Source organism: Croceitalea vernalis (genome assembly GCF_031846405.1).
GTDB classification, from domain to species: Bacteria; Bacteroidota; Bacteroidia; order Flavobacteriales; family Flavobacteriaceae; genus Croceitalea; species Croceitalea vernalis.
In genome coordinates this window covers 401,472-428,057 of sequence record NZ_JAVRHU010000002.1, presented here as the reverse complement: position 1 = coordinate 428,057, position 26,586 = coordinate 401,472, and the positions used below count along the sequence as shown (strand labels likewise).

The 26,586-nt window shown below is 35.7% G+C and carries 19 protein-coding genes; 10 read left to right on the top strand and 9 right to left on the bottom strand.

The features are described 5' to 3' along the window. Positions 1-14: 14 nt before the first annotated feature. On the top strand, positions 15-1,403 hold the full coding sequence (gene glmM / locus RM520_RS08325; protein WP_311385247.1) for a phosphoglucosamine mutase: 1,389 nt from the start codon (positions 15-17) through the stop codon (positions 1,401-1,403). A gap of 185 nt (positions 1,404-1,588) precedes the next feature. Here glmM and RM520_RS08320 read toward each other — a convergent pair whose 3' ends face one another. Both RM520_RS08320 and RM520_RS08315 read right to left on the bottom strand, forming a co-directional pair. Next, on the bottom strand, positions 1,589-3,256 hold the full coding sequence (locus RM520_RS08320) for a formate--tetrahydrofolate ligase (RefSeq protein ID WP_311387678.1): 1,668 nt from the start codon (positions 3,254-3,256) through the stop codon (positions 1,589-1,591). A 57-nt stretch (positions 3,257-3,313) separates the two neighbouring features. After that, positions 3,314-4,204 (bottom strand): lysophospholipid acyltransferase family protein, encoded by an 891-nt coding sequence (locus tag RM520_RS08315; RefSeq protein ID WP_311387677.1) that lies wholly within the window; start codon positions 4,202-4,204, stop codon positions 3,314-3,316. Between the two features lie 53 nt (positions 4,205-4,257). On the opposite strand from RM520_RS08315, the gene RM520_RS08310 reads away from it, so the two are divergent. Further along, positions 4,258-4,908, top strand: a complete 651-nt coding sequence (locus RM520_RS08310) for a rhomboid family intramembrane serine protease (RefSeq protein WP_311387676.1) — start codon at positions 4,258-4,260, stop codon at positions 4,906-4,908. 150 nt (positions 4,909-5,058) lie between these two features. Next, positions 5,059-6,693 (top strand): LVIVD repeat-containing protein, encoded by a 1,635-nt coding sequence (locus RM520_RS08305; protein ID WP_311387675.1) that lies wholly within the window; start codon positions 5,059-5,061, stop codon positions 6,691-6,693. A gap of 66 nt (positions 6,694-6,759) precedes the next feature. On the opposite strand, the gene RM520_RS08300 is transcribed toward RM520_RS08305, so the two are convergent. Further along, a complete protein-coding gene (locus tag RM520_RS08300) occupies positions 6,760-7,866 on the bottom strand; it encodes a redoxin domain-containing protein (protein WP_311387674.1) in 1,107 nt (368 codons plus the stop codon). 92 nt (positions 7,867-7,958) lie between these two features. After that, the gene (locus RM520_RS08295) at positions 7,959-8,453 is read right to left on the bottom strand and encodes a hypothetical protein (RefSeq protein ID WP_311385241.1); all 495 of its coding nucleotides are present in this window, start codon (positions 8,451-8,453) and stop codon (positions 7,959-7,961) included. Between the two features lie 87 nt (positions 8,454-8,540). On the opposite strand from RM520_RS08295, the gene RM520_RS08290 reads away from it, so the two are divergent. After that, a complete protein-coding gene (locus tag RM520_RS08290) occupies positions 8,541-11,450 on the top strand; it encodes an FAD-binding and (Fe-S)-binding domain-containing protein (protein WP_311387673.1) in 2,910 nt (969 codons plus the stop codon). Here the strand turns inward: RM520_RS08290 and RM520_RS08285 are convergent. Further along, complete coding sequence (locus tag RM520_RS08285) at positions 11,406-12,317, bottom strand: UDP-2,3-diacylglucosamine diphosphatase (RefSeq protein ID WP_311387672.1); 912 nt, start codon at positions 12,315-12,317, stop codon at positions 11,406-11,408. The two genes, RM520_RS08290 and RM520_RS08285, sit on opposite strands and share 45 nt — an antisense overlap. 190 nt (positions 12,318-12,507) lie before the next feature. Here RM520_RS08285 and aroC point away from each other — a divergent pair, with 190 nt between their 5' ends. The 5 genes from aroC to RM520_RS08260 are packed head-to-tail and all read left to right on the top strand — an operon-like array spanning position 12,508 to position 17,992. Further along, a complete protein-coding gene (gene aroC, locus RM520_RS08280) occupies positions 12,508-13,572 on the top strand; it encodes a chorismate synthase (protein WP_311387671.1) in 1,065 nt (354 codons plus the stop codon). A gap of 57 nt (positions 13,573-13,629) precedes the next feature. Beyond that, positions 13,630-14,955, top strand: coding sequence for a dicarboxylate/amino acid:cation symporter (locus RM520_RS08275; protein WP_311387670.1), 1,326 nt, complete (start codon positions 13,630-13,632; stop codon positions 14,953-14,955). 19 nt (positions 14,956-14,974) lie between these two features. After that, on the top strand, positions 14,975-16,006 hold the full coding sequence (gene gshB / locus RM520_RS08270; protein ID WP_311387669.1) for a glutathione synthase: 1,032 nt from the start codon (positions 14,975-14,977) through the stop codon (positions 16,004-16,006). Further along, positions 15,999-16,823, top strand: coding sequence for an N-formylglutamate amidohydrolase (locus tag RM520_RS08265; protein ID WP_311387668.1), 825 nt, complete (start codon positions 15,999-16,001; stop codon positions 16,821-16,823). The genes gshB and RM520_RS08265 overlap by 8 nt, the downstream gene beginning before the upstream one ends. Then, entirely contained in the window at positions 16,820-17,992 is a 1,173-nt protein-coding gene (locus RM520_RS08260; protein WP_311387667.1) for a peptidase MATCAP family protein, read from the top strand. The genes RM520_RS08265 and RM520_RS08260 overlap by 4 nt, the downstream gene beginning before the upstream one ends. A 258-nt stretch (positions 17,993-18,250) precedes the next feature. Here the strand turns inward: RM520_RS08260 and RM520_RS08255 are convergent, their stop codons facing one another. The 4 genes from RM520_RS08255 to RM520_RS08240 all read right to left on the bottom strand — a co-directional run bounded on the left by RM520_RS08255 (position 18,251) and on the right by RM520_RS08240 (position 24,622). Next, positions 18,251-20,320 carry a DUF4139 domain-containing protein gene (locus RM520_RS08255; protein ID WP_311387666.1) on the bottom strand — a complete coding sequence of 690 codons (2,070 nt, stop codon included), beginning with the start codon at positions 20,318-20,320 and terminating at the stop codon, positions 18,251-18,253. Positions 20,321-20,429: 109 nt separating this feature from the next. After that, positions 20,430-20,834, bottom strand: coding sequence for a thiol-disulfide oxidoreductase DCC family protein (locus tag RM520_RS08250; RefSeq protein ID WP_311387665.1), 405 nt, complete (start codon positions 20,832-20,834; stop codon positions 20,430-20,432). Between the two features lie 39 nt (positions 20,835-20,873). Further along, positions 20,874-22,736 (bottom strand): tetratricopeptide repeat protein, encoded by a 1,863-nt coding sequence (locus RM520_RS08245; RefSeq protein ID WP_311387664.1) that lies wholly within the window; start codon positions 22,734-22,736, stop codon positions 20,874-20,876. Continuing rightward, a complete protein-coding gene (locus RM520_RS08240) occupies positions 22,733-24,622 on the bottom strand; it encodes a tetratricopeptide repeat protein (protein ID WP_311387663.1) in 1,890 nt (629 codons plus the stop codon). Before RM520_RS08240 ends, RM520_RS08245 begins: the two co-directional genes overlap by 4 nt. Before the next feature lie 312 nt (positions 24,623-24,934). On the opposite strand from RM520_RS08240, the gene RM520_RS08235 reads away from it, so the two are divergent. After that, on the top strand, positions 24,935-26,527 hold the full coding sequence (locus RM520_RS08235) for a thiol-activated cytolysin family protein (protein WP_311387662.1): 1,593 nt from the start codon (positions 24,935-24,937) through the stop codon (positions 26,525-26,527). Positions 26,528-26,586: the final 59 nt, after the last annotated feature.

The following is a 26,586-nucleotide window of genomic DNA, read 5'->3' as shown; positions in this document are numbered from 1 at the left end:
ACTTTTTAAACAATATGACACTAATCAAATCAATATCAGGGATTCGAGGTACAATAGGAGGTAACACTGGTGATAACTTAACACCAATTGATGCAGTAAAGTTTGCAGCCTCATACGGTACTTGGCTTAGAAGCTATGCTGGTAAAGACGACCTAAAAGTTGTGATCGGACGTGACGCTAGATTATCTGGTGAAATGATACAGAATTTAGTAGTTTCTACTCTAGTTGGATTAGGTATTGATGTTGTTGATTTAGACTTGTCGACCACTCCTACTGTTGAAATTGCTGTTCCATTAGAGCAAGCTGATGGAGGTATTATCTTAACTGCAAGTCACAATCCCAAGCAATGGAATGCGCTAAAATTATTGAACGAGAAAGGTGAGTTTTTAGATGCTGCTCAGGGAGCTATCATTTTAGAATTAGCCGAAAAAGAAGATTTTGATTTTGCAGAAGTTGATGATTTAGGTAATATAACAAAGAATGACGCTTATATCGATGTTCATATTGATGAAGTACTTAATTTATCACTAGTTGACGCCGACATTATAAGAGCAAAGAAATTTAAGGTGGTAGTAGATGGCGTAAATTCTACGGGAGGTATTGCTATCCCTAAATTATTAAAAGAGCTTGGTGTTGAAGTGGTAGAATTGTATTGTGACCCAACAGGGCATTTTCCGCATAATCCAGAACCTTTAAAAGAACATTTAGGTGATATATGTGATTTGGTGGTAAAAGAGAAAGCGGATTTTGGTATTGTAGTTGACCCAGACGTGGACCGTTTGGCTTTTATAAGCAATGATGGCGAAATGTTTGGAGAGGAATATACGCTTGTCGCTTGTGCAGATTATGTTTTGAGTAAAACAAAAGGTAACACAGTTTCAAATTTATCATCATCTAGAGCCTTAAGAGATATTACCCAAAAACACGGTGGTACTTATGAGGCAGCAGCCGTTGGTGAAGTCAATGTGGTGACAAAGATGAAGGCTAACAACGCAGTTATTGGTGGAGAAGGAAATGGAGGAATTATATATCCTGAAAGTCATTATGGAAGAGATTCTTTAGTCGGTACTGCTTTGTTTTTAATGCTGATGGCTGAAAAAGGAGGTACTGTTGCTGAATTACGAGCAAGCTATCCAAGTTATTTTATGAGCAAAAAGAAAATTCAACTCACTCCTGAATTAGATGTGGATGGTATTTTAAGTACAATGGCTAAAAAATATGAAAATGAAGATTTATCTACCATTGATGGTGTAAAAGTAGACTTTGCTGAAAACTGGGTTCATCTTCGTAAATCAAATACGGAGCCTATCATTAGAATCTATACCGAAGCTAAAAGCCAAGACGATGCTAATGCTTTGGCCGATAAAATTATTGCAGAGATTAAAGCTGTTGCTGGATTATAACCCAAATATTCAAGTAGAATTTTATTCCCTTTTACATGAGACTTTGTGCCTTAGCATGGTATTAATTCGGTTTAATTCTCTTTTTTCATTTTGACCTTAGTGAAGAATCCCACATAAATCTGCTCTGTGCACAAATATGATAAGTTTAATAACAACTTAGATGAACTATACACTTTAAACATTAATCAAAAAAGGCCGCTAATAACCCCGTTTTCATCGATATCAATATTTTCTGAAGAAGGATGAGTCGGTAGTCCAGGCATACGCATAATGTTACCGGTAATTGGGACTAAAAATCCGGCACCGGCAGCTATTTCAATCTCCCGAACTGTAATAATAAAGTCTTTCGGCCTACCTAAAAGTTTAGGGTTGTCTGATAATGATTTTTGCGTTTTTGCAATGCAAATAGCTAAGTGATCTAGACCTAAATCACTAATCTTTTTCAGATCTCTTTTTGCTTGTGCAGAATAATCCACATGTTTTGCACCATAAATTTTTGTCGCAATAGTTTCAATTTTATCCGTAACGGAAGATTTCCATTGATACATTGGAGTAAAATCAGAAGTAGTCTTTTCAGCAATAGCAATTACTTTCTCTGCTAAATCTAAAGCGCCTTCACCGCCTTTTTCCCAGACATTGGCGATAGCTACTTGTACACCGAGCTTTTTCGCAATGTTTTTAATGATTTCAATTTCTTCATCAGCATCACTTAGAAACCTATTAATTGAAATTACCGGACTTACATTAAATTGTTTAATATTTTCTACGTGCTTTTCTAAATTCGGAATGCCTTTTAAAAGCGCCTCGGTATTCGTGGTTTTCAAGTCGCTTAAAGGAGCGCCACCATGATATTTTAAAGCACGAACGGTTATAGTTAATACTACAGCTTTCGGAGACAAACCTGCGCTTTGACACTTGATATCAAAGAACTTTTCCGCTCCTAAATCAAAACCGAAACCGGCCTCAGTAACTACATAGTCTGAAAACGTCATCCCCATTCTTGTAGCGATTACTGAATTCGTTCCTTGCGCAATATTTGCAAATGGTCCACCGTGGATTATAGCAGCATTTCCCTCAATAGTTTGAACTAGATTTGGTTGTATTGCATCTTTTAATAAGGCTGTCATTGCGCCTTCAGCTTTCAAATCTCTGGCATATATTGGTGATTTATCGAAAGTGTAGCCGATAAATATGTTTCCCAGTCTTTTTTTAAGGTCAGAAAGATTTTCCGCAAGGCATAATATGGCCATTATTTCAGAAGCTGCAGTAATATCAAAACCAGTTTCTCTTGGAATACCCGAACCAGTGCCGCCCAATCCAACAATAATATGCCGTAAAGACCTATCATTCATATCAACGACACGTTTCCATGAAATGGTTCTTGGGTCTAAGTTTAAAGAATTGGTTTTACTCTGAATATTATTATCAATCAAAGCAGACAATAGGTTATGAGCTTTTTCAATTGCCGCAAAATCTCCAGTGAAATGGAGATTGATATCTTCCATTGGTAAAACCTGTGAGTATCCGCCTCCAGTAGCCCCACCTTTAATACCAAACACAGGACCTAAAGAAGGTTCACGCAAAACAACCGTCGTCTTTTTACCTAATCTATTTAATCCTTCAGTTAAACCTATGGACATTGTGGTTTTTCCTTCACCTGCTGGGGTAGGCGATATGGCCGACACTAAAATCAGATTAGCTTTTGAAGCCTTTTCTTTGTTAATTAGTGAAATTGGAAGCTTTGCTTTATACTTCCCGTATGGCTCAATGGAATCAATAGGTATACCTGTTCTTTGAGCGATTTCTGAGATGGGTTTTAGGGTAACTTTACGAGCAATATCTAAGTCATTCATTTCAGCTGGTTATATGACTTGAAGATACTAAATAAACGAATTATCAACTAGAAAATACTAATCGAACTTTTTATGCTCTTTGCCCATATGTTTAAACCTGTTGTGCGTCCATAAATAGTATTCAGGAGCCTCACGAATAGACGCTTCAAGACCGCTCATAAAACGTTCTGATATTTCATAATCCGGCAATTCTCTTGGACTTTCAGTTATGACATTGAAAGTAGCAGAATAGTATCCTCGCTTTACTTTTCGTACTTGTAAAAAAATAGGCACTAGATTGTGTTCTTTACACAAACGTTCTCCACCAACATGAATAGGAACGTTAACCCCTAAAAATTCTTTCCAATGTCTAGGTCTGTTGAGCATAGGAGACTGGTCACTTGCTATGCCTAAAACAAAGTTCTGCTTGTTTTTTACAAGGTCGGCTATTATTTGTCTTGATTCTACGGTTCGTATTAAAGTAGTACCAAATCTTCCACGAATTTTTTTGAGGAGTTTCTCAAAATATTGATTGCTAATTTTCTGATAGATACCAAAGGCTTTGGGTTTAAGCCTTGTATTCAGTGCTAGAAGCCATTCCCAACTCGCATAATGTCCTGCCAATAAAACCGTACTCTTATTTTGAGCAGCATATTCATTGATGATATGCTCATTGGTCAAAATAAAACGTTTATCCATCTGGGCTACTGTCATCCCCATTGTTTTGATAATTTCTAACATGTTATCACACATATGGGCATAAAACTTCTTTTGAATATGAAGAATTTCTTCATCCGACTTATTGGGAAAAGCTAAATGCAGATTTTTATTTACTAATTTTTTCCGGTAGCCAATAACATGATACATCAACAAATAAAGACCATCAGAAATAAAATAAAGAAGTGTAAATGGTAAACGTGAAATAATCCAAAGTAGTGGATAAATTAATAGAAAAGCCAGTAGTTGCATGTAAAAAACGTATGCGCAAATATAGCTATATTTGACACTTAACTTTATTTGTAATGTACAATTTACACATAGCAACAATTGCTATAATCGCTGCAAATATTTTGGTCTCTATTAGAGGGTTCAACGACATTGGTTTTTTTGAACGTTACAAGTTTAGTATTGGAGGCATTAAGGCTGGTCAGAAAGAAAGAACCATTACTTCTGGCTTTTTACATGTTGATATTTCACACCTACTTTTTAACATGTTTACCTTATATTTTTTTGCAGATGTAGTTATTTCTTCATTTGGTCCGACGAAGTTTTTAATCATTTACTTAATTAGCCTATTAGCGGGTAGTCTTTTGGCATTGTTCTTTCATAAAGACGAACCTTACTATAGCGCAGTTGGGGCTAGTGGAGCAGTCACAGGGGTTTTATATTCTGCGATACTATTATATCCAGATATGACCTTAGGTTTTTTCTTTATTCCTATACCGTTACCGGCTTATGTATTGGGTATTGGATATCTTCTATATTCCATTTACGGAATGAAGAAGAGATTGGGTAATATTGGACATACGGCTCATTTTGGTGGTGCAATTGGGGGGTATTTGGTTACATTGCTATTCAATCCCAGTTTATTAGCAACAGATACGCTGGTTGTAATATTGTTGGCTTTGCCTATTATTATCCTTTTTGTTTTAGAAAAATTAGGTAAAATTTAAAATATACTATCAATTTATGTAAGAATATTCTTATTTATTAAGAATATTTCAAAGAATTGGTGTTTTTCATCGAATTTATCGTACACTTTACATAAGATGTAGGTTTTTACATCGTTTAAGATTTACCAAACGAATTAAAGCCCAACTCTTATGAAAAAAGTTCTACTTTATGCCTTTTTGGTTTCTATAGTTATTACCTCATGTACAGATAGCACAACTATTTTTGAGCAAGAAGAAGCTAGCTTTGGAAATGAAACTAATGCCACAGTTTTAACCAATAGTATTATTTATGATAAAAGTGGAGCCATGGAAATTTATGAAGAGAATTTTCAAACCGGAGCACAATCCATTTTTGCTAATGAACAGGCAGGTAATTATCCATTAGCTTTAGTGGCTCAGGTTGCCCCACCATCGTTTAGTGGTGCCGAAAATTTAACGGCAACTGATATCCATATTGATGGAGATTACGCTTATATATCATATAACACTGCTGGTGCCGATTATAAGGGGGCTGTAGATATTGTCAATGTAAGTGATCCTGCTGCACCAAGGTTAACAGGTAGAGCCTATTCCTATGATAAAGATTTAAATGCAATATATTATAGTAATGGCTATATCTATGTTGTAGGTGGTGTAGACGCAGAGCAATCTGCTTTAGCCTCTGCAAATTCAGTAGTAATTAAAGTTGCAGCTAGCAATGGTAGGTTTGATACTTCTGATTTGACATATAATTATCAAGAAGGATTTAATGCTAATGATGCGCTTGTGGCCAATGGTAGTCTTTATGTGACTAGTGGTCGAGACGGTTATGTTACTGAATTTGATACTAGTAGTTTAGAAATAGTAAATGAAGTTCCTTTTCAAGATTTACGCTCAGTCGTTATTAAAGATGGTACATATTTAGTCTTGGATGCGAGTGCTGGAGTTAGAATTTTAAATTCCGATTTACAAGAAACTTCTCAAATTCAAATAGATTCTGATTTTAGAGAAGCCGATAAAAGAACGCTAGATATTATGGGTGATAAGGTTATTGTAGCTGAAGGAAGAAATGGTGCGGGTGTATACAATATCAATACTGGTGCATTTCAAGAATATATTCCAATCACTATTAACCCTGCTGATGTTATCGAAAGTGATATAGTCACTAATGCTACTGCCTATAATGAAGGTGTTATTTTAATGGCTAATGGAGGTGCTGGCCTTGGTTTGGCAGAAGAAGAAGATGATATATTGAGTACTGTTGGGGTTATTGAATTAGATGGTTCTACGAACTACGTAGCATCAAAAGGAGATTATATTTTTGCAGCTTCTGGTCGTGAAGGACTTCAAATTATTAAAATGAATAAACCTTCTGAAGACCTTGCAGAAAAATGTTCTGGGACGCCGACATATTCAGGGAATGCTAATTTAAACGTAGCAGCTAGCCAAAGTTTGGCTTATAGCGGTTCTAGAAGATTTAGATCTATTTCCGTATCGGGTTCTTTATTATTATGCGGAACATGGACGGTAAACAATGCGGTATCTATTGCAGATAATGGTCTTTTTGAAATGAGAGGAACCTTTATAGTTGCTCGAAACAATAGAAGACGTGATTTAACTGTTGGAGAAAATGCCACATTACGGATTGAAGGTAATCTTACTATATACGGTGACCTTATTCTTGAAGATAATGCTACAATTGAATTTATAGGAGACACCTCAAGAGTTAATATTTTTGGCAAAGTCACCGGTGCTAACAATGCAAATGTTCTCGGAACATTTGATGACATACAAGATAAGTTCTAGTAATAACAAAAAGAAAAGCCCTGAAAATTTTCAAGGGCTTTTCTTTTTGTAGTAAATATTCTTTATTTAATTCAACAGCTCAGCAACCTTTTGTTCTAGAGCAGGACCTCTTAAGTTTTTAGCAATGATAACACCATTTTCATCTAACAAAAAAGCGGCAGGTATGGCGTTCACGTTATACAATTGTGCAATAGGACCTTGAAAATATTGTAAATTACTAATGTGATTCCAAGCTAGACCGTCAGTTTCAATGGCGTTTAACCAATCGTTTTCTTTTCTATCCAAAGAAACACCAAGCACATTCAATCCTTTATCTTTATACTTTTCGTAAACCGAAACAATATTTGGGTTTTCAGCGCGACATGGTTTACACCAGGCTGCCCAAAAATCTATCAGCGTTATTTTTCCTTTTACATCATTTAAAGCCAAAGTTTCACCATTTGGGGTAGGACCCGAGAAATTTGGAGCTACAGAACCAATCTCCGTACCTTTTGCTTTATTAATTTTTTCTCCTACTCTAATACCTGCAGGTGTTCCTTTTATTTCTTCACTTAAACCATCATATAAAGGCGCCAATTCATTAGCCGGTAGTGCTTTGGTAGATACTGCTTTTTCTAAAATTAATACCGATATCAATGCATTTGGATTTTCCTTGATGAAATCAAGATCAAAGGTTTTTGCTCGGTCTTGCAATTCCATAAACTCTTCTCGTAAAGAATTCATTAAAACGGTATCACCGCGAGCTCCTTTAAACTCAGCATTCATCGATTTAGACATAGAACTTATGGTTCTAATCTCTTCTAAGTAATTCATAAAAAGGTCATTCTGAGTTGTACCCTTGATTTTATGAAATGTTAAACTATCTTTTTGTGCTTTAAAAGAAATTTTACCATTTTCCAGAATAAGCGGCGCATTCCCTGAGACTCCTTCAATCATTATATAGTGTACTTTTAAATCGTCAGCAAGTCCAGTGAATGTAAATGAACCGTTTTCGATTAAAGTAGTATCAACGTCAATCAATGTTCTGGCCAAAGAATCTGTTGTTTTTAAAAATACTCGAGTTGAATCTTTTAATTCACCCCTAAGTTCTCCATTAACAGTATATCCATCCGAATTTGAACTACAACTGGCTATTACGACAATAATGACAAGTAGAAATACTCTTTTGATCATGCTCTAAATATTTTATTCAAAGGTAGGAATATTGAGAAGCAAAAAAAAAGTGCTTGTATGAACAATCACTTTTAAGGCATATGTGTTTAAGATTAGAACTGATATCGGAGACCGATAGCAAAATCAAATAAGAAGTCATTGTCAAATTCGCTAAAGCCAAGTAAGCCAATTTCGGGCCTCATATCTAAAGAAATTAAAAGAGGAATATCAAAATCATATTCTATGCCCAAATTTCCTGCAGCAAATACAAAAAGACCGTCATCTCTATCTCTGTCGGGCACCGCCTCAAAATCAGAATTACCAACGCCGCCACCAAAACCATAATACCAATTAAATCCGCCATCAATATTTCGAACCCATTGATATACGCCTGCGAGTTTAAAAGCATCAAATTCACGGCTATCGCGCCAACCTAAATTAAATTCAGCTCTGTTGTATCTTCCAATAGACTTTTGATAAGAAATTTCAGCTCCGAAACCATCACTATCACCCAAACGCAGGCCTAGAGTATGCTCAGATATGTTTTGTGCGCTAACCCAAGTTGTTGCAAAAACGAAAATGCAAGTAAAAATTGTGGTAATCTTCATAAGTTGTTCTTTAAATTGAAAATTAAGAATAGCTTTGTTCTAACTATTATGTTTTAACTCTACTTGGTAGTCAAAAATTGTTCCAAATTGGATATATCTTTATTGGTTTACTTAAAAAAAGAATTAAAAGGCGAGTTGTTTTATGATGATTTGTCAAAAACAATTTATGCAACAGATGCTTCGGTTTATAGAAAGATACCATTAGCAGTTGCCTTTCCAAAAGATAGTGAAGATTTAAAGATTTTAGTTCATTTTGCTACTAAAAATAGGATTGGTCTTATTCCGAGAACAGCAGGAACATCTTTAGCCGGACAATGTGTTGGCGAAGGTATAATTGTAGATACCTCTAAGTATTTTACAAAAATCTTACATTTAAACGAAGAAAAACGACAAGTCGTCGTACAACCAGGGGTTGTGCGTGATGAGCTCAATCGGTATTTAAAACCATTTGGTCTTTTTTTTGGCCCAAATACATCAACTTCCAACCGGTGTATGATTGGGGGTATGGTAGGTAATAACTCTTCTGGAACCACTTCAATACAATATGGCGTAACAAGAGATAAAGTGGTGTCCATGCAAACTGTGCTTTATGATGGTAGTGAAGCAAAGTTCGAAGCTATTTCAAAATCGGCTTTTAAATTAAAAACAGAAGAAGAAACCTTAGAAGGTAAATTGTATAAAGTAATAGAAAATGAACTTGCTAATGTTGGCATACAAGATAATATCATCAAAGAATTTCCAAAAGCGAATATCCATCGTCGTAATACTGGTTACGCTGTTGATGAATTACTAAAAAATGATGTGTTTAGTTCTAGCAAAGAGCAGTTTAACATGTGTAAGCTACTCAGTGGGAGTGAGGGCACATTGGCTTTTACCACTGAAATAACACTGCAATTGGATGTTTTACCCCCTGAACATGCCGCTATGGTTGCTACGCATTATAAAACCCTTGAAGACTGTTTAAGTGATGTTGCTCCAGTAATGAAACACCCTTTACATCTGTGTGAAATGATGGACAAGGTTATTTTGGATTGTACCAAAAACAATAGACAGCAGCTAGCTAACCGTTTCTTCGTTAAGGATGACCCGGCCGCTATTTTAATGCTAGAACTAAAAGCAGAGAGTAAAGCTGCACTAGAAAAAAAGATTGGTGAATTACAAAAAACCATAACTCTTTCAGGATTAAGCTATGCTAGTCCGGTTTTATATGGAGACGATATTAAGAAAGCGATTGAACTGCGTAAAGCTGGGCTTGGACTTTTAGGTAATATGGTTGGGGATAAAAAGGCGGTTGCTTGTATTGAAGATACTGCTGTTGCCTTAGAAGACTTGAAAGAATTTATAGCAGAGTTTACAGCAATTATGAAAGGGTATAAGCAGAGTGCCGTGTATTATGCTCATGCAGGTGCTGGAGAATTGCATTTAAGGCCCATACTGAATTTGAAGAAATCAAAAGATGTAAAGCTGTTTAGACAGATTACTACAGATGTCGCTAAATTGACCAAGAAGTATAAGGGTAGTTTTAGCGGTGAACACGGTGACGGTATTGTAAGAGCAGAATTTATTCCTTTAATGATTGGTGAAACGAATTATCAACTTTTAAAAAGAGTAAAGAGCTATTTTGATCCATTTAACATTTTTAATCCTGGAAAAATTGTAGATGCTTTACCAATGGATGCATCGCTACGTTATGAAATTGATAGAGAAGAGCCTGAAGTTAAAACATTACTTAATTTTTCAGATAGCGAAGGTATTTTAAAGGCTGCCGAAAAGTGCAATGGAAGTGGAGATTGTAGAAAATCACATCAAATGCCTGGTGGTATGTGTCCAAGTTATCATGCTACTAAGAATGAGAAAGATACGACACGTGGTCGAGCCAATGCTTTGCGCGAATTTTTGACAAATTCAGACAAGCCCAATCAGTTTGACCACAAAGAATTAAAAGAGGTTTTTGATTTGTGCTTAAGCTGTAAGGCCTGTGCAAGTGAATGCCCAAGTAATGTCGATGTAGCAACCTTAAAAGCTGAATTTCAATACCAGTATCAAGAAACGAATGGGTATTCAGCCAGAAGTAAACTTTTTGCTTATAACACTCGAATAAATGCACTTTCAAGCAAGATTGCAGGCTTAACTAATATCGTATACGATTCTCCAGTTGGAACACTACTAAAAAAATCAAGCGGTGTTGCTATTGAAAGAAGTTTGCCTAAAGTACATCGCTTTAATTTTGAAAATTTTTTAAAAAATCAAGCTTCGAAAAAAGCATCAAAAGGTAAAGTTGTGCTCTACATTGATGAGTTTACAAGATATTTAGATATTGAAGTAGGTAAAGATGCCATTTTACTATTAGCAAACTTAGGTTATGAGGTGCAATTGTTTTATGCTGAAAGTGGACGGACTTATCTTTCAAAAGGCTTTTTAAATCAAGCAAAGGCCTTAGTAAAAAAGAATGTCACAGCATTAAAATCGTATAAAAATCAGGGTTTACCAGTTATTGGTTTAGAACCTTCTGCCATTTTATCTTTTAGAGATGAATACAAACGCTTTTTTGAAGACCCAGAAATCGCAGAGAAAATAGCAGACAACTGTTATTTAATTGAAGAGTTCCTTTCAAATGAAATATCAAAAGGAAGCATAACCTCAGACGTATTTACAAAAGAAAGCAAACAAGTAAAAATTCATAACCATTGTCATCAAAAGGCATTATCTAATCAAAAAGTGACCTTTGATATGTTGAATCTTCCAACAAATTATGAAGTGACCATCATAGCATCTGGCTGTTGTGGAATGGCAGGTTCTTTTGGATATGAAAAAGAACATTATGAAGTTAGTATGCAAATAGGGGAGTTAAAATTGTTTCCTGCGGTTCGCAAAGCAAAGGAGGATACCATTATTTCAGCGAATGGCACAAGCTGTAGACATCAAATTAAAGATGGTGCCCAACGAACGGCATTACACCCCGTCAGTATCTTGAGACAAGCCTTGCTTATCAAATGATTTTGGTTCATCCTCTGTTGTTTTCACCTCAATATCACTAATATCATTCTTGTCAGTGATTGAGGCTATAAGTTCATTCATATCCATATCTTTCAAGTCTTCATCCATAAAAAATGGAGAAAGCTTATCATGATTATAGTGATATATTTTCCAGCGTTTAAAGGAATATTCTAAGGCCGTTAAGTTTTCAACCCAATCCCCTGAATTAAGATACATGGTTTTACCTTGCTTGTTCTCGTAAACCTCTTTTTTTGGTTGGTGAATATGGCCGCAAATGACATAGTCATAGTGATTTTCAATTGCTAAGTCAGCAGCTGTTTTTTCAAAATCATTAATGTACTTGACGGCACCTTTTACGCTATTCTTTATCTTTTTTGAAAGCGAATACTTTTCTTTCCCCAACTTATTCAAGAACCAATTAATTAAACGGTTTATCAATATCAACATATCATAACCATACCCACCTAATTTAGCCAACCATTTGGCATTTTGAATAGATACATCAAAAACATCACCGTGAAAAATCCAAGCTTTTTTGCCATCTAAATTTAAAACCAATTTATTGGCAATCTTTATGTTACCCATTGAGGTATATGCAAATTTGCGAAGCATCTCGTCATGATTACCTGTAACATAGAAGACTTGGGTGCCTTTTGAGGCCATTCCAATAATCTTTTTTAAAACCTTTAAATGGGAGGGTGGAAAATATCGTTTTTTGAATTGCCATATATCAATAATATCTCCATTAAGTATTAACTTTTTGGGTTGAATACTATTCAAATACGTAATTAACTCATCTGCATGACAGCCATAAGTTCCAAGATGTACATCTGATATAATGGCTAGCTCTATCTTCCTTTTTTTCAATACAATAGAATTTAACTACAAAGTAAAGGTGTAGGAATAAACTGTAGCTTGATTTGAGGTCAAGAGTTTGTCAGCATATTGTTAAAAAAACATTACGGTATATTTTTTTTGTTTCAAAATCATTAAGTTATTCTTTTGTTTTTGTGTAAAATTTATAAAAATTACCTTTGAAAACTTCTAAATGTAACTCATGGCAGGCAATTCTTTTGGTTCAATTTTTAGGTTAACAACGTTTGGAGAATCTCATGGTAGAGCATTGGGCGGGGTTTTAGATGGTTGTCCTGCGGGCATTACTTTAGATATAGATGCAATTCAAAATGAACTAAACCGAAGAAAACCAGGTCAATCAGCGATTGTAACACAACGAAAGGAACCGGATACAGTCGAAATTTATTCTGGAATTTTTGAAGGAAAAACTACGGGAACGCCCATAGGTTTTGCCATTCATAATACCAATCAAAAGTCAAAAGACTACTCTCATATTAAAGACTCTTATCGTCCCTCACATGCTGATTATGTGTATGATAAAAAATACGGCTTTCGTGATTATCGAGGTGGTGGTCGCAGTTCAGCGAGAGAAACTGCAAGTAGAGTAGTGGCTGGAGCTATTGCAAAGCAGTTTTTAAATGCTATTGAAATAAATGCATTTGTGTCTCAAGTAGGTGACCTAAAATTAGAAGTTCCTTATCAACAGCTTGATTTTAGTCAAATAGAAAGTAAAGCAGTCAGATGTCCAGATATGGAAACGGCTTCTCGAATGGAAGACTATATAAAAGACATCAAGAAGCAAGGGGATACCATTGGCGGAATTATTACTTGTGTGGCCAAAAATGTACCTATTGGTCTTGGAGAACCAGTTTTTGATAAACTGCATGCGGAATTAGGCAAAGCCATGTTGTCCATTAATGCAGTAAAAGGTTTTGAATATGGTAGTGGTTTTTCAGGTGTAGCTATGAAAGGCAGTCAGCACAATGATCAGTTCAATACGGACGGAAGCACTATTACCAATTTAAGTGGAGGGGTACAAGGCGGTATTAGTAATGGAATGGATATTTACTTTAGTGTCGCTTTTAAACCTGTTGCAACAGTCTTACAGTCTTATGATACTATAGATAAAGAAGGTAATAAAGTTACCACACAAGGAAAAGGACGACATGACCCTTGTGTCGTACCAAGAGCCGTTCCTATTGTTGAGGCAATGACTGCTTTGGTTTTAGCCGATTTTATGTTATTGGCCAAAACCAATAAAATCTAATTCTTCACATTAGTGGTTTTCCGTTCAAAATAGTATCTTACTACGCAAATATTCAATATGCGTAAACTAGAATTACATTGGCAAATAATGATAGGTATGGTATTGGGACTGGTGTTCGGTTTCGGTATGACTTACATGACGGGCGGAAAAGAGTTTGTTACCAACTGGATTGCCCCTTTTGGTACTATTTTCATTAAGCTTCTTAAACTCATAGCAGTACCATTAATTTTAGCCTCCTTAATTAAAGGAATATCTGATTTAAAAGATATTTCAAAGTTTAGAAATATTGGTCTTAGAACCATAGGTATTTATGTAGGTACAACAACTGTTGCCATAATTTTAGGTCTTGTTTTAGTAAATGTTATGGAACCCGGTACTGGAGTTTCTGAAGAAACTATAGAGAAACTAACGTCTACTTATGCCAATGATAAAGGTGTTACGGCTAAGCTTGCAGAAGCTTCTCGCCAAAAAGAAAGTGGCCCTTTGAAATTTATTGAAGATATGGTTCCAGATAACGCAGTAAGTGCCTTAGGTAATAATCAGTTGATGCTACAGGTTATTTTCTTCACCATATTTATGGGAATATCGATGCTGCTTATTGGAGAGGAAAAAGCAAAACCATTAAAAAAATTCTTTGATTCGCTTAATGATGTAGTTTTAAAAATGGTCGATTTAATAATGCTAACAGCACCCTATGCGGTATTTGCATTATTAGCTAACGTAGTGGTTTCGTCAAGTGATCCAGAAATTCTATTAGCGCTATTGAAATATGCGGGAGTTGTGGTTTTAGGGCTATTCTTAATGATAGTGTTCTATTGTATTTTAGTGTCAATTTTTGCGAAGAAAAACCCTTTCTGGTTTTTAAAACAGTTAAGTCCTGCACAATTACTAGCTTTTTCAACGAGTTCAAGTGCTGCCACCTTACCAGTAACTATGGAACGTGTAGAAGAGCATATTGGGGTTGATAAAGAAGTCTCTAGTTTCGTTTTACCTGTTGGTGCGACTGTGAATATGGATGGAACAAGCCTGTATCAAGGTATTGCTGCGGTTTTTATTGCGCAAGCTTTGAGTTTTGATCTTCCAATAAGCGCTCAGCTAACCATTGTTTTAACAGCCTTATTAGCCTCGATTGGAACGGCAGCCGTTCCTGGAGCAGGTATGGTAATGTTAGTAATAGTGCTAGAATCTGTCGGGTTTCCACCAGAAAAATATGCCATTGGTCTTGCTTTGATTTTTGCAGTTGATAGGCCTTTAGATATGTTGCGTACCGTAGTGAATATAACAGGAGATGCTACTGTAGCAACAATTGTGGCCAAATCAGTTGATAAATTGCATAAGCCAAAACCAAAAAATTGGGATGACCATTACGATGAAGTGAAATAATCAATCAATACGAGAAGTTATGAATATTTGTTTTTTAATGTATCCTTGGGAGGAAATCGACCCGGAGAACGACACTAGTCTTGCATTAATCCATGAATGTGTAAAACGTGGGCACGGCGTAGCGCTTTGTAGCCCTGTCAACCTTACTATTCGAAATAGTGTTACCAACGCTTTCTGTACTGTTGTGAATAGAATGGATAAGGTTTCAAGTAATCTAAAAACATTCTATAAACAAGCTAGTTTAAGGGAAGAGATGTTGCCTCTAGCAGGATTTGATGTTCTGTTTATGAGAGCAAATCCGCCTTTAGACCCCATCATGCTTAACTTCTTAGATTCTGTAAAGGATGATGTATTTATTGTCAATTCATTACAGGGGCTTCGAGAAGCAAATAACAAATTATACACCGCAGCTTTTGGAGATAGCCATAGCAATATTATACCGGTAACACATGTTTCTAAGAATAAGAATTATTTGGTGCAGCAAATCAAAGAGTCTGCTGCTGATAAAATGATTTTAAAACCCCTAAATGGCTTTGGAGGATCAGGTGTGATTCTTATTGAAAAATCGGCAATGAGTAATATAAAATCATTGTTAGATTTTTATGTAACTAATTCTGATGGAAGCTCTAACTATGTAATACTTCAAGAATACATTGAAGGTGCAGACCAAGGCGATGTCCGTATTCTTTTATTAAATGGAGAACCGATTGGAGCAATGAAACGCGTACCAGGTTCTGATGACCACCGCTCGAATGTTTCAGCAGGGGGGACCGTTGCAAAACATTCTATGACCAAACAAGAAAAAGCCTTATGCAAACAAATAGGACCAAAATTGGTTAAGGACGGGTTATTCTTTGTTGGTATTGATGTAATTGGCGGTAAACTAGTTGAGGTAAACGTTATGTCTCCAGGTGGTGTTACGTATATGAACAAAGTATACAAGACTAAAATTCAATGCAAGGTTATTGACTTTGTTGAAAGTAAGGTTTTAGATAAGCTAGAGGCTTTTAATAGACGTTCTCGCTTACGTAACGAGGTTCAAAATGCTTAGGCTCTCTGTTTCTGAAATTATTCAAAGGATAAATTCAGAAGAAGTATTTGATGCTGTTGCCGAAGATTATTCTTTCACTCTTAAAATTGATAAATACCAGCCCTTTATTTGTGCAGCCGTACATGACGGACATCAATTCCGAAAATCATTGTGGTCTAATTGTATTCATACCGAATATGAACGTTGGTATGAAGAAGACCCTTGCACTAAGCAAATGGTACAATCTCAACCAATTGTTTTAGCTGGTTGCGATAGTCGTTTTGAATACGATTTAAACAGACCACCAGAATCAGCAGTCTTTGACAGTGCATGGGGCAAAAAACTTTGGCAGAAGCCTTTGAGCGAAAAAGAAATAAATCAAAGCCTTTCTAAACACGCTAATTTCTACAAAGTAGTATACGCTTTAGTCAGTAAGCTAGAAAAAATGCACAGTAAAGCTATTGTTTATGATATGCATAGTTATAACTGGAAACGGTGGGATAGGGAGGTTCCTACCTGGAACCTAGGTACTACAAATATTGATAACGACCGTTTTGGTGATATAGTAAGTAGTTGGAGCACAAAGCTTGGTGCTATTAAATTACCACATGATTTACCACAGACCTCTTTGATTAATGACACTTTTCAAGGAAATGGGTACTTTTTAAAGTTCATCACTCAAAATTTTAAGAACACGCTTGTACTGGCTACAGAAATCTCAAAAATATACTGTGATGAATTAACTGGCGTTATTTATCCAGAAGTGGTTAAAACTGTGGAGGAACAGTTGAAAGAATTGATACCTTTGCAGACTGAAGAATTTCTACAGCAAATATGATTCCTGTAAAAGAACAGAACGATTTACAAAGCCAGTATCCTGCATTATTTGATATAGACTCCAACTTAAACAGGTTGGTCAAGCGTATTGAACTATTGAGCTATGTAAATCCTTTAAATATTGAAAAAGAGAAACAAGGCTTTTTCTCTTCAAAATTCACCTCGGAGCCAACTTTTAAGTACCCTAAATTAAAGTTTGACCCTTATAAACTCCAACGTTTGTTCTTTTCACAGCGATTAGAACGAATTCAAGATGACACCATTCATAAGTTTTATCAAGATGTTGTTTATTACTATGCCAATATGATTCAATGTATTGAAACTATTGGGCGTGGAAAAAAATTCTATTACAATTCATTACGGGTATATGGTACCCCTACCGAAAAAGATGTTGATAATGCGAAGTTCATTTTGCACTATAGCGACGAACCTTCTGGTATTGAAATGGACAAGGTATATTCTGCAGAACAGGCTAAAGATTACTTTGAAGAATTCGCAGCTCAATATGATTTTCCCTTAAATGTGAAGTTTTCAGTGCATATTTCGGCCGATGCTATGGTCAGTAATGCCACTAGAACACTTTTCATTAAAAAGAACACTAAGTTCAGTAAAAACCAGTTGCTAACCTTGGCTCACCACGAAATAGGCGTGCATTTGGTAACTACCTATAATGGATTAGCACAGCCTTTAAGTATTTTTTCTAATGGATTACCTAAAAATGTTGAAACACAAGAAGGACTTGCTGTATTGAGTGAATACATGGGCGGTGCTTTAACTTTAAAACGCCTTAAGGAATTAGCATACCGTGTAATGGCTGCTGATAGTTTGATTAAGGGCTATTCTTTTGCAGATACCTTTGATCTTATTCACGGCCAATATAAATTAAACCGTGATGAAGCTTTTGCGATTACTTTAAGAGCGCATAGAGGGGGTGGATTTACGAAAGACCGTCTATATCTCAGTGGGTTGAGAAAAATCTATAAACGCTATAAGAATGAAGAGTCTTTAGATATATTGCTTTCCGGAAAGGTTGCTCTAGATAATGAACCCTCCATGATATACATGAAACAATTAGGTTTGGTGGAACCGATTAAACACAAAAGCCATACATTTCAACAAAAGCTAAACACCAATTCCACTTTAGATTTTATATTGAATAATTTGAAGTAATTTGTACTGTTTTTTTTGTCATGCTCAGGCAAAAAACATCTCATTTTCCATTAAACAGCAGATTCTGAGCTAGTTTATGTGGGATTCTTCACTACATTCAGAACGACAAAACAAAAATTATGATTGTCATTCTGAAGAGTTTGCAACGAAGCATCCTGCATTTAAGTAAGTTAAATTGTTATGATATCTAATAAAAAGATAGTCTCAAACTCTTCAATTCAACTACTTTCAATTCTATTATTTCTAATAATATCTTAGCTACAAAGAAATATACCTTCCTCTTGGGTACTTCACAATAAAAGAAAAGCTCTCTTTTTGGGTCTCTTGAGGTTTTAAATTTACATCCCAAGTTAACAATCCTTTTTTCTTATCATACTGAGCATTATAGGTCAAAATATCATCCACTTTTATTTCTTTATTTTGTGATTTAGGTATTCTATCCATTAATTTTAAGCTGATAGCCACATTTTTATTATTCTTGACCTCTAAATCATACACTCTATTTAAAATTCTGTTACTTCCTGTAAAAGATTTACTCTTAAAGTTCCGTTGTTGTTTTCTAGTTACGGTGATGTTTGGGTCAATCCCTAATGACAATACCATTTCTTTTTGAACAGTAAAAGGATCTAGTGTTGTTTTACCGGCGTACGTACCTTCATAATAAACATTCGCCTCACCAGGTAGTAATTGGTATTTTTCCCAATTTTTAAAACTAGCAGTTAAAAAAACATTTTCATTAAGTACTGGTGCAGCCAGATACTCGTATTCGGCTGCCAATTTAAAAGTATTAATTTCAATAGCAGTAATGTCATTATCAGATGCAATAGAGTAGGGCTTTTTAATGATGAATTTAGTGTTTGTTAATTCATCTTGCAGGGTACTTTTCTTAGTAGTGATAACGACAACCCCGTTTCGACCCTTACTACCATAAATTGAACTGGCAGTCTCACCTTTTAAAACTTCCATATGTTGAATTTCACTTTCATCTAAGTCTCCCATTTCATAATTATCGCTTGGCACGCCGTCTATTATAATTAAGGGATTGTTAGAATTAGAAAAACTTGTATAGCCCCTTATTACAACTCCTTTTGAACTACCGGCAAGGGCTTGAGAGGGACTCACTGAATAACCTAAAGCCTTTTTTTCTCTTTTCACTCCATAGGCACTAACAACTACTTCTTCCAAGGCTGTAGCATCTTCTTCCATCCGAACATTCATAACGGAAGAGTATATCGTTTGGTTTAAAGCTTTTTGTCCGATATAACTAAAATCCAGTTCTCGTCCATTAACGACATCTAAAGCATAGTTTCCATCAAAGTCAGTTTGAGTACCAATACTTGTGCCTTTAACTACAACATTGACACCTGGTAGCGGTTGACCAGATTCATCGGTTACTGTTCCAATAACCCTTCTTACTGTTGGATTATAGGAATACCCTCTTTTTTTAGTGGTAACCTGTGACCGTTTTTTAAAAGGACTTACAAAATTGAGGTATTTCGATTCTAATTGCGGTTTTGCAACATTATAATTGGGGTTACCGATCGATAATGTTACTTGCACATTATCCCAGTCTTTTCCGGTATTTTGATACACATTTGCCTTATATGCTAAATCTAATGGTTCGCCTAAGGCTTTAGATTTTATATCGTAGTTTGGAATCCAGCCGGCATCAGGAATAAAATAAGAAATTTTTAAGTTTAGGGTCATATTTATCGGTGCGTCCAGTTTTAATTTTAGTTCGCCCTGTGGTTGTGAAGGTGCATTATTGACCTCGGCCATTTGATTTTGAATAGCTCTAATCGATTTATTCAACAAGTTGATTTCTAAATTGAGTTTATAAATTTCATTTTTAATGGCGGTAATTCGTTCTCTATAATAAGTGCTTATTTCTTTAACTCTTTGGATATCTAACGCCAAGTTATCACCAGCAATAATCCGGTTCTTAGTGATAACGTTTTCTTCTTCTTCTAATCCTGATATTTGATTTCTAAGCAGGCTAATTTTTAATTGGGTATTCTCAATTTCTGACTCCCATGCCAAAAGCTCAGGACTAGCCTCTGATTTTTCTAAATAATTAATATCATAGGTCATTGATAAAATAGAAACCAATTGTAGTCCCGAAATCTGAATACTATTTTCATCAATTTTTGAAGAAAGCCCAGTTAAGATGACTTCAGAAACCCCGGAAGCTAAGTTTACATTGGCATTACGTTGAATTTGCGCTCCGCTCAAATAAACAGTTACCTCCTTAATCTTTGAAGGTGTTTTTTTATCATTTGCAAAGAGAATAAACGGAGTCAGAACTAAAAATAATAGAAACTTTTTCATCGGATTGGTTTTTAAGATTGCTCAAACCTAGGATGATAAAAGAAGTTATAAAATCATGAATGATTTAAACCAACTATTTTAAAAGTAAAGTAACCTTTTGAGTGAGGGACTACAAAAACTTGGCTTGTAACTCAGGTGTAGGAATCATACAAGCATCTTGCTTACCATACCATTTATAGCGGTTTCGTGCTACAAAATCATAAATCATATTCCTGAATCCGACTGGAAAAAGCTTAAAGAACTTAGAAAGTGTCCGATAACCTTTCAAGTTACTTCCTATTTCCAAAGCAGCATCTGATTTGGTGTAATAGGCTACGCCAGGGTCTATCAAGACAATTGAATCAACAGTTGAAGTATCTATTCCTCTTTCTGAAGTTAATTGCTGACCCACTTCACTTTGCAAGGCAGCGTAACGAAATTCATCGGTTTTATCATGTTTGATGACAAACTGAATTGAAGTATTGCACAGGTTGCAAACTCCATCAAAAAGGATAATTTTCTTATGGTCATTCACTTTGCAAAGATACACTAGGGCTTAAGGAAGACCTAAATTTTATAATGTATTTAAGAAACTGGTCAAATCCGTTTCTTTATCAAGACCCAATTTCTTTTTAAGACGGTATTTTGATTTTAAAATACTATCAGGCAGTACATTTAGCGTTGCAGCAATTTCTTTGGTGGTCAAATTCATACGTAAAAAAGCAGCTAGGCGTATTTCTTTTTCTGAAATATCAGAAGAAAGGGTTTTTAGTTTTTGGTCAAAGTCGTTGTGCACCTCGGCGAAATAGGTTTTGAATACCTCCCAGTCCTTGTCGGAGGCATTTTCTTTTTTCAAGAGCATAACTATTCGTCTAAACTCTGTTTTAAACTTGTCTGGTGAGTTTTTTACATTCTCTAAGTTTTCCATCAGCTCCTGAATAAAGGTGTTCTTTTGCACTAAGTGCAGGGTCTGACTAGTAAGTTCTTTTTGTTTGTGCTCAATTTCTTTTTTTAAAATCTCCTCTTGTTTTTCTCTAGCAATACGGTTCTTTTTAATTCGCTGGCGATAACCAAAAATGGAAAGTCCGAACAGAGCGAGGGCAGAGGCCATACCTCCAGCATATAATCCTTTTTGGAGTTTGTCGGCTCGCGATTTTTCATTTAAGGTGTTGATTTCCTCTTCCTGTATCGCAATTTCAGCTTCTTTTTGTTCTGTCTGGTGGATAATTCTTAGCTCATTGATTTTTTGGGCATTGGTCTTCTTAGAAGTCGAATCTTCCAATATTTTAAAGGCTTCAAAATGTTCGTAAGCCGCTTGAAATCGACCTTGTTCCTTGTAAATTTCCATTTTAATTTTATAGGCGGACAATAAGTACTCTTTCTCATTGGGAAATTCACTGATAATTTCGTCCAACAATGTTAAACTTTTTTCCTTGGCATTAACGTTTTTAAGATATTTAGCCTTTCGCATCTTAAAATAAGATGCCATACGTTGACTATTTAATCCTTCTGATGTGGCAATTCCTTCATCGATTAATTTTTTCGCCAATTGGTTCTCATTAAGCTCTAGATAAGTATCACTTAGGTGTGCGATGCTCACTAAGTAAATAGTTGTGTAACCAAATTTTTGTGAGATTTCCATGCTTTTTTTAAAATAGGTCTCTGCTTCCCTAAATTGTTTTTTGAATTTGTGAGAGATTCCTAGGATATTTAACATCATTGCTTGGTATTCAATATCCTCAAATCGCTCATAGATTTTCAAAGCTTTGTTACTATTCTCTATAGCGCTATCAAAATTTTCTAGCGAGTTTTCAATAACTGCTATTTTTTGGAAAACGTCTGCTATACGAATACTATCCCCCAGTTTTTCATAAACCTCCAGACTCTTCATCACACTTTTTAGGGACAATTCATAAAATCCCTTTTCCGTGAAAATAGAACTCTCCGTTTCATAAGACATGGCTAAACCCAAGGTGTCTTGAATTTCCTGATTGAACTTGATGTTTTTTTCATTAAGAGACATCGCCATTTCATAATTACCTCTATCTATTTCCATAATTACCCAACTATGTCTGGAAATGGATTCTTGACTCAAATTTTTTGTTTCAATCGCAAGGTCCAAGGTTTTTTCAATGTAATATTGGGCGGAGTCATATTGACTTAACCGGCTATAAATCGTTGAAAAATGATTTAAGGCTTTCAGACTTCCCTGAACATCATTAGCATCTTTCGAAAGCTGCAATTGGATTTGAGCAAAAGATTTTGCTTTATTGATATCACGATACATATAATAGGATGTAATCCTATTACTCGCCCTAAGTTTTATACTATCATTGTCGGTTGACTGATAGACGTTTAAAAGGCTATCTATCTTTTTACTGTTTTGCCCAACTAGTTGGATTGCTGAGAGCAGAATGAGTATGGTTAGTTTTTTCATAATGCATTTAAAAATTGGTTCAAATCGGTTTCTTTGTCCAACCCTAGTTTCTTTTTTAATCGGTATTTCGATTTTAAGATACTATCTGGTAAAACGTTTAAAGTGGCTGCAATTTCTTTGGTTGTCAAATTCATTCTTAAAAAGGCGGCCAAGCGAATTTCTTTTTCGGAAATATCGGCAGAAAGCGTTTTTAACTTTTGGTCAAAGTCATTATGGACTTCTGCAAAATAGGTTTTAAATACCTCCCAATCCTTGTCGGAGGCATTTTCTTTTTTCAAGAGCATAACAATACGTCGAAACTCGGTTTTAAACTTGTTTGGAGAATTCTTCACATTCTCCAAATTCTCCATAAGCTCCTGAATAAAGGTGTTTTTTTGCACTAAATGTAAGGTCTGACTTGTAAGTTCCTTTTGTTTATGTTCAATTTCCTTTTTTAAAATCTCCTCTTGCTTTTCTCTTGCAATACGGTTCTTTTTGATACGCTGGCGGTACCCAAAAACAGAGAGCCCAAATAAGGCTAGGGCAGAGGTCATACCACCAGCATATAGTCCTTTGGTAAGTTTATCCACCTTAGCTTTTTCATTTAAGGTATTGATTTCCTCTTCTTGCAGAGCTATTTCGGCTTCCTTTTTTTCTGTTTCATAAATCGTTTTTAATTCTTCAATTTGTTGAGCCTTTTTTAAATTAAACAAGCTATCATTTATTTGTTGAGAACTTATTAGGTCATTAATGGCCTTTTGATCTTGGTTATTTTTATCATAAATTCTTGACCTTAAAGCATACGCACTTTGTAAACTGGACATAGCTCCTATAGCTTTTGCATTATTTATAGCCGAAGTAACATATTTTATGGATTCCTTTGGATTATTTATAAAGGCCTTAGAAAGACCTATCTGTGAATTTATATTTGGTATTTTAAAGCCTTCATTATCTGATATTTCTTTAGATTCTTTGAATATAGATTTCGCCAATATATAGTTTTTCTCTAGCACCATTAACTCTCCCAAACTATTTAAAGATTGGGAGAGAGATAATTTTGCGTCATTTTTTTTGCCCAATTCAATAGCTTGTTTTTGATAGTTCTTGGCTTTTTCTAATTCTCCTAGCTCTCTTAGGGCTAATCCTGCAGCACTTTTAGCGTAGGCTAGGTAAAAGTCATCATTATACTTAGTGTATGTTTCTATTGCGGCATCATAATACTGAATTGATTTTTCGTAATTCTCTAGACCATACTCTAAATCACCAAGTAACTTTAATACATCAGCTTTCCTTATCTCGTCATCAATTTCTGAAAATAAATCTAGTGCCTTTAAGGCTTCAATAACAGCAATTCTATAATCTCCTTTGTCCATATATATTGTTGCAAGAGTGTTATATTGAGCACCTGAAAACTTAGAAATAGCTATTGGATTCTTTTCATTTTCTTTAATCAACACCAAATTTTGGTTTAACATTTCAATTGCTTTGACAAAATTTCCCGAACCTCGTTCTATATCTGCAACTGAAGAATTCACAAAAACAACACCTCTTGCGTAATCTAGAGCCTTGAAAATATTCCTTGCATTATCATAATAAAAAAGTGCAGAATCGGTGCTATTTCTATTTACGTAAAAATCTGCCAAATGCATGTAACCTTTCGCAATACCTGTTCTGTAGTTTATTCTTTTGGATATACTAAGTTCTTCCTCTGCATATTTCTTAGCAATCAGTGGTTGGGCAAACATTAACTTCTCATGTAAATCGCTTAGGATATCTGCTCTTACAGAGTCTTTGGTTGGATGATTTGCTAACAATTGCTTTAAACTATCTACAATTTCTTGGTTCTGAGAACTTAATACCTGCGAAAAGAGGAATACAAGTAGAGTAAAGACTAAATATTTTTTCATTGGTTAAAGAGATTTATGATTGTCAAGGTACATAATAATTGGAACTGATTCAAAATATATTTAAATCATAAAAAGCCTATTGTCCATAAAAAGTCCATAAAATATTAGTTATGTATATGGTTGATTATAACCATCAATACATTGAATTTGTTGACTTTTCGTAAAAATATAAATTTATCTATTTTATGAATTGTCCATAGGTAGTTAAGTTGAAATCCATGTAGGCTGTCCATACTTTGTCCATGGACAAAATTAGGGAAGGGGTGTTTTCTATACTAGGTTTGAGGTGTTGAATCTAAAAAACTAAAAATTATGAAAACAAATCAATCACAATTGAAAATTGCAATGAGGGTATTGTCCCTTATGCTCTTATTAATCATTGTTGCTTGTAGTAGCGATGAAGTTATAGAACCTGTTGGCGGTTCTGATGATGAAGTACCTATGGGCAATGAAGAAACCATAGATGATGTTGTTGCCAATCTTTCTTATGACCCAGATCAACTTTTAGGGGTTGTGGGCACTGGTAGCACTATCACTGAGAAAGTACCCGTAGATACTGAGGATGCCCCTCCTGAATTTGAGAACAATGTCACGACAAATTGTACGACGACGACTTATAGTTTAGAAACGAATTTTGAGGATATTGCCATTTTGAAACCGAATGCAGGTATCATTTGGCCAGGAGCATTGGTGAAAATTGATAATGACCTTCGTGATGGACTTCCTACTCCAGTAACATTGGGCAGGGCACCTGTTGATTTGAGAGTAGATTTACCAGGTATTGGAGAAGATGGTAATGTAGCTGTAGATAACCCTACTTTTAATTCTGTAGATGCTGGTATTGATACGGCACTGGAATGGTGGAATGCCAATGCCTATGATGAAGGTTATGTAAATGAAGGAAGTTCATTTTCAAGTGAAAAAACGGCTTATAGTTCAAAGCAAGTAAGTTTGGAATTGGGAATTAATATTCAATGGGCCTCAACTGACTTTAGCTCGCAACTCAATTTCCAAAGCACCAAGGAAAGAAGGGTCGCCAATATGGTATTTAAACAAGTTTTCTATACAGTATCCATGGTTCCACCGGCCTCGCCCACCGCAGTGTTTAATGAAGATTTGAGCTCGCAAGATGTAGCTTCGACCTTTAGTTCGAGTTCACCTCCGGGATACATACAATCAGTGAGCTATGGAAGAATCATTATGTTCCGATTGGAAACCAATTATGAATCAACTGATGTTCAGCTAGAAGCCGCCTTAGGATATGCTGCAGGAAAAAACAATAGCCTTGAATTGGAGACCGAAGCAACATTGAAGAGTATTTTGGCCAACTCCAGTATTACAACGGTGGTCATAGGAGGTAATGCCGAAGTGGCAACCGAGGCGGTTACAGCCCGTGATTTTGGAGATTTGGCGCCGATCATACAAGGGTCCAATGCGGTGTACAGCAGAGATAATCCTGGATCTCCCATTTCGTATACGGTACGTTTCTTAAAAGACAATACCCTTGCGAAAATGGGCTATACGGAAAGCTATACAGCCGAAAACTGCAGTAGCGAAGGGGTGGAGCACCGAACCGTCGATTTCATCAATGATACGGGGCGCTCTTTCCGTGTCGGGTTGACCTACAAAAATAATCTACAAGGAAGTGGTGGTAGTATCTCAAAAGCGCAATTAGCTACCGATCCAGATAGGGGCTGGGTACAGGTTGATGTAAGTGGGAGCATCAATGAATTGCAACCACCAAACGGGGCTTATGATATTCGCTTATATGTGCAGGATGAAGATGAAAAGGACGTGTACCAATACGATATAGGAGATACTACATCAAGTTTGAACAGTTGCCATAGGGCCACTACGGGCTTCCTAGGTTGTTGTTTGGAAATCCAAAAGGTAACCTGTAATTAGGGTTTTGGCTTAGCTACAGTCGGCCGCTCAAGTTGGGTTCAACAACTTGATGCCGGCTG

Excerpts from the sequence above, each read along its gene's own strand:
- RM520_RS08235 (WP_311387662.1), top strand. The coding sequence starts at position 24,935 with ATGAAAACAAATCAATCACAATTGAAAATTGCAATGAGGGTATTGTCC.
- RM520_RS08315 (WP_311387677.1), bottom strand. The coding sequence starts at position 4,204 with ATGCAACTACTGGCTTTTCTATTAATTTATCCACTACTTTGGATTATT.
- RM520_RS08260 (WP_311387667.1), top strand. The coding sequence starts at position 16,820 with ATGATTCCTGTAAAAGAACAGAACGATTTACAAAGCCAGTATCCTGCA.
- RM520_RS08320 (WP_311387678.1), bottom strand. The coding sequence starts at position 3,256 with ATGAATGACTTAGATATTGCTCGTAAAGTTACCCTAAAACCCATCTCA.
- RM520_RS08240 (WP_311387663.1), bottom strand. The coding sequence starts at position 24,622 with ATGAAAAAATATTTAGTCTTTACTCTACTTGTATTCCTCTTTTCGCAG.
- RM520_RS08245 (WP_311387664.1), bottom strand. The coding sequence starts at position 22,736 with ATGAAAAAACTAACCATACTCATTCTGCTCTCAGCAATCCAACTAGTT.
- RM520_RS08275 (WP_311387670.1), top strand. The coding sequence starts at position 13,630 with ATGCGTAAACTAGAATTACATTGGCAAATAATGATAGGTATGGTATTG.
- RM520_RS08295 (WP_311385241.1), bottom strand. The coding sequence starts at position 8,453 with ATGAAGATTACCACAATTTTTACTTGCATTTTCGTTTTTGCAACAACT.
- RM520_RS08300 (WP_311387674.1), bottom strand. The coding sequence starts at position 7,866 with ATGATCAAAAGAGTATTTCTACTTGTCATTATTGTCGTAATAGCCAGT.
- RM520_RS08305 (WP_311387675.1), top strand. The coding sequence starts at position 5,059 with ATGAAAAAAGTTCTACTTTATGCCTTTTTGGTTTCTATAGTTATTACC.
- glmM (WP_311385247.1), top strand. The coding sequence starts at position 15 with ATGACACTAATCAAATCAATATCAGGGATTCGAGGTACAATAGGAGGT.
- gshB (WP_311387669.1), top strand. The coding sequence starts at position 14,975 with ATGAATATTTGTTTTTTAATGTATCCTTGGGAGGAAATCGACCCGGAG.
- RM520_RS08265 (WP_311387668.1), top strand. The coding sequence starts at position 15,999 with ATGCTTAGGCTCTCTGTTTCTGAAATTATTCAAAGGATAAATTCAGAA.
- RM520_RS08255 (WP_311387666.1), bottom strand. The coding sequence starts at position 20,320 with ATGAAAAAGTTTCTATTATTTTTAGTTCTGACTCCGTTTATTCTCTTT.
- aroC (WP_311387671.1), top strand. The coding sequence starts at position 12,508 with ATGGCAGGCAATTCTTTTGGTTCAATTTTTAGGTTAACAACGTTTGGA.
- RM520_RS08310 (WP_311387676.1), top strand. The coding sequence starts at position 4,258 with ATGTACAATTTACACATAGCAACAATTGCTATAATCGCTGCAAATATT.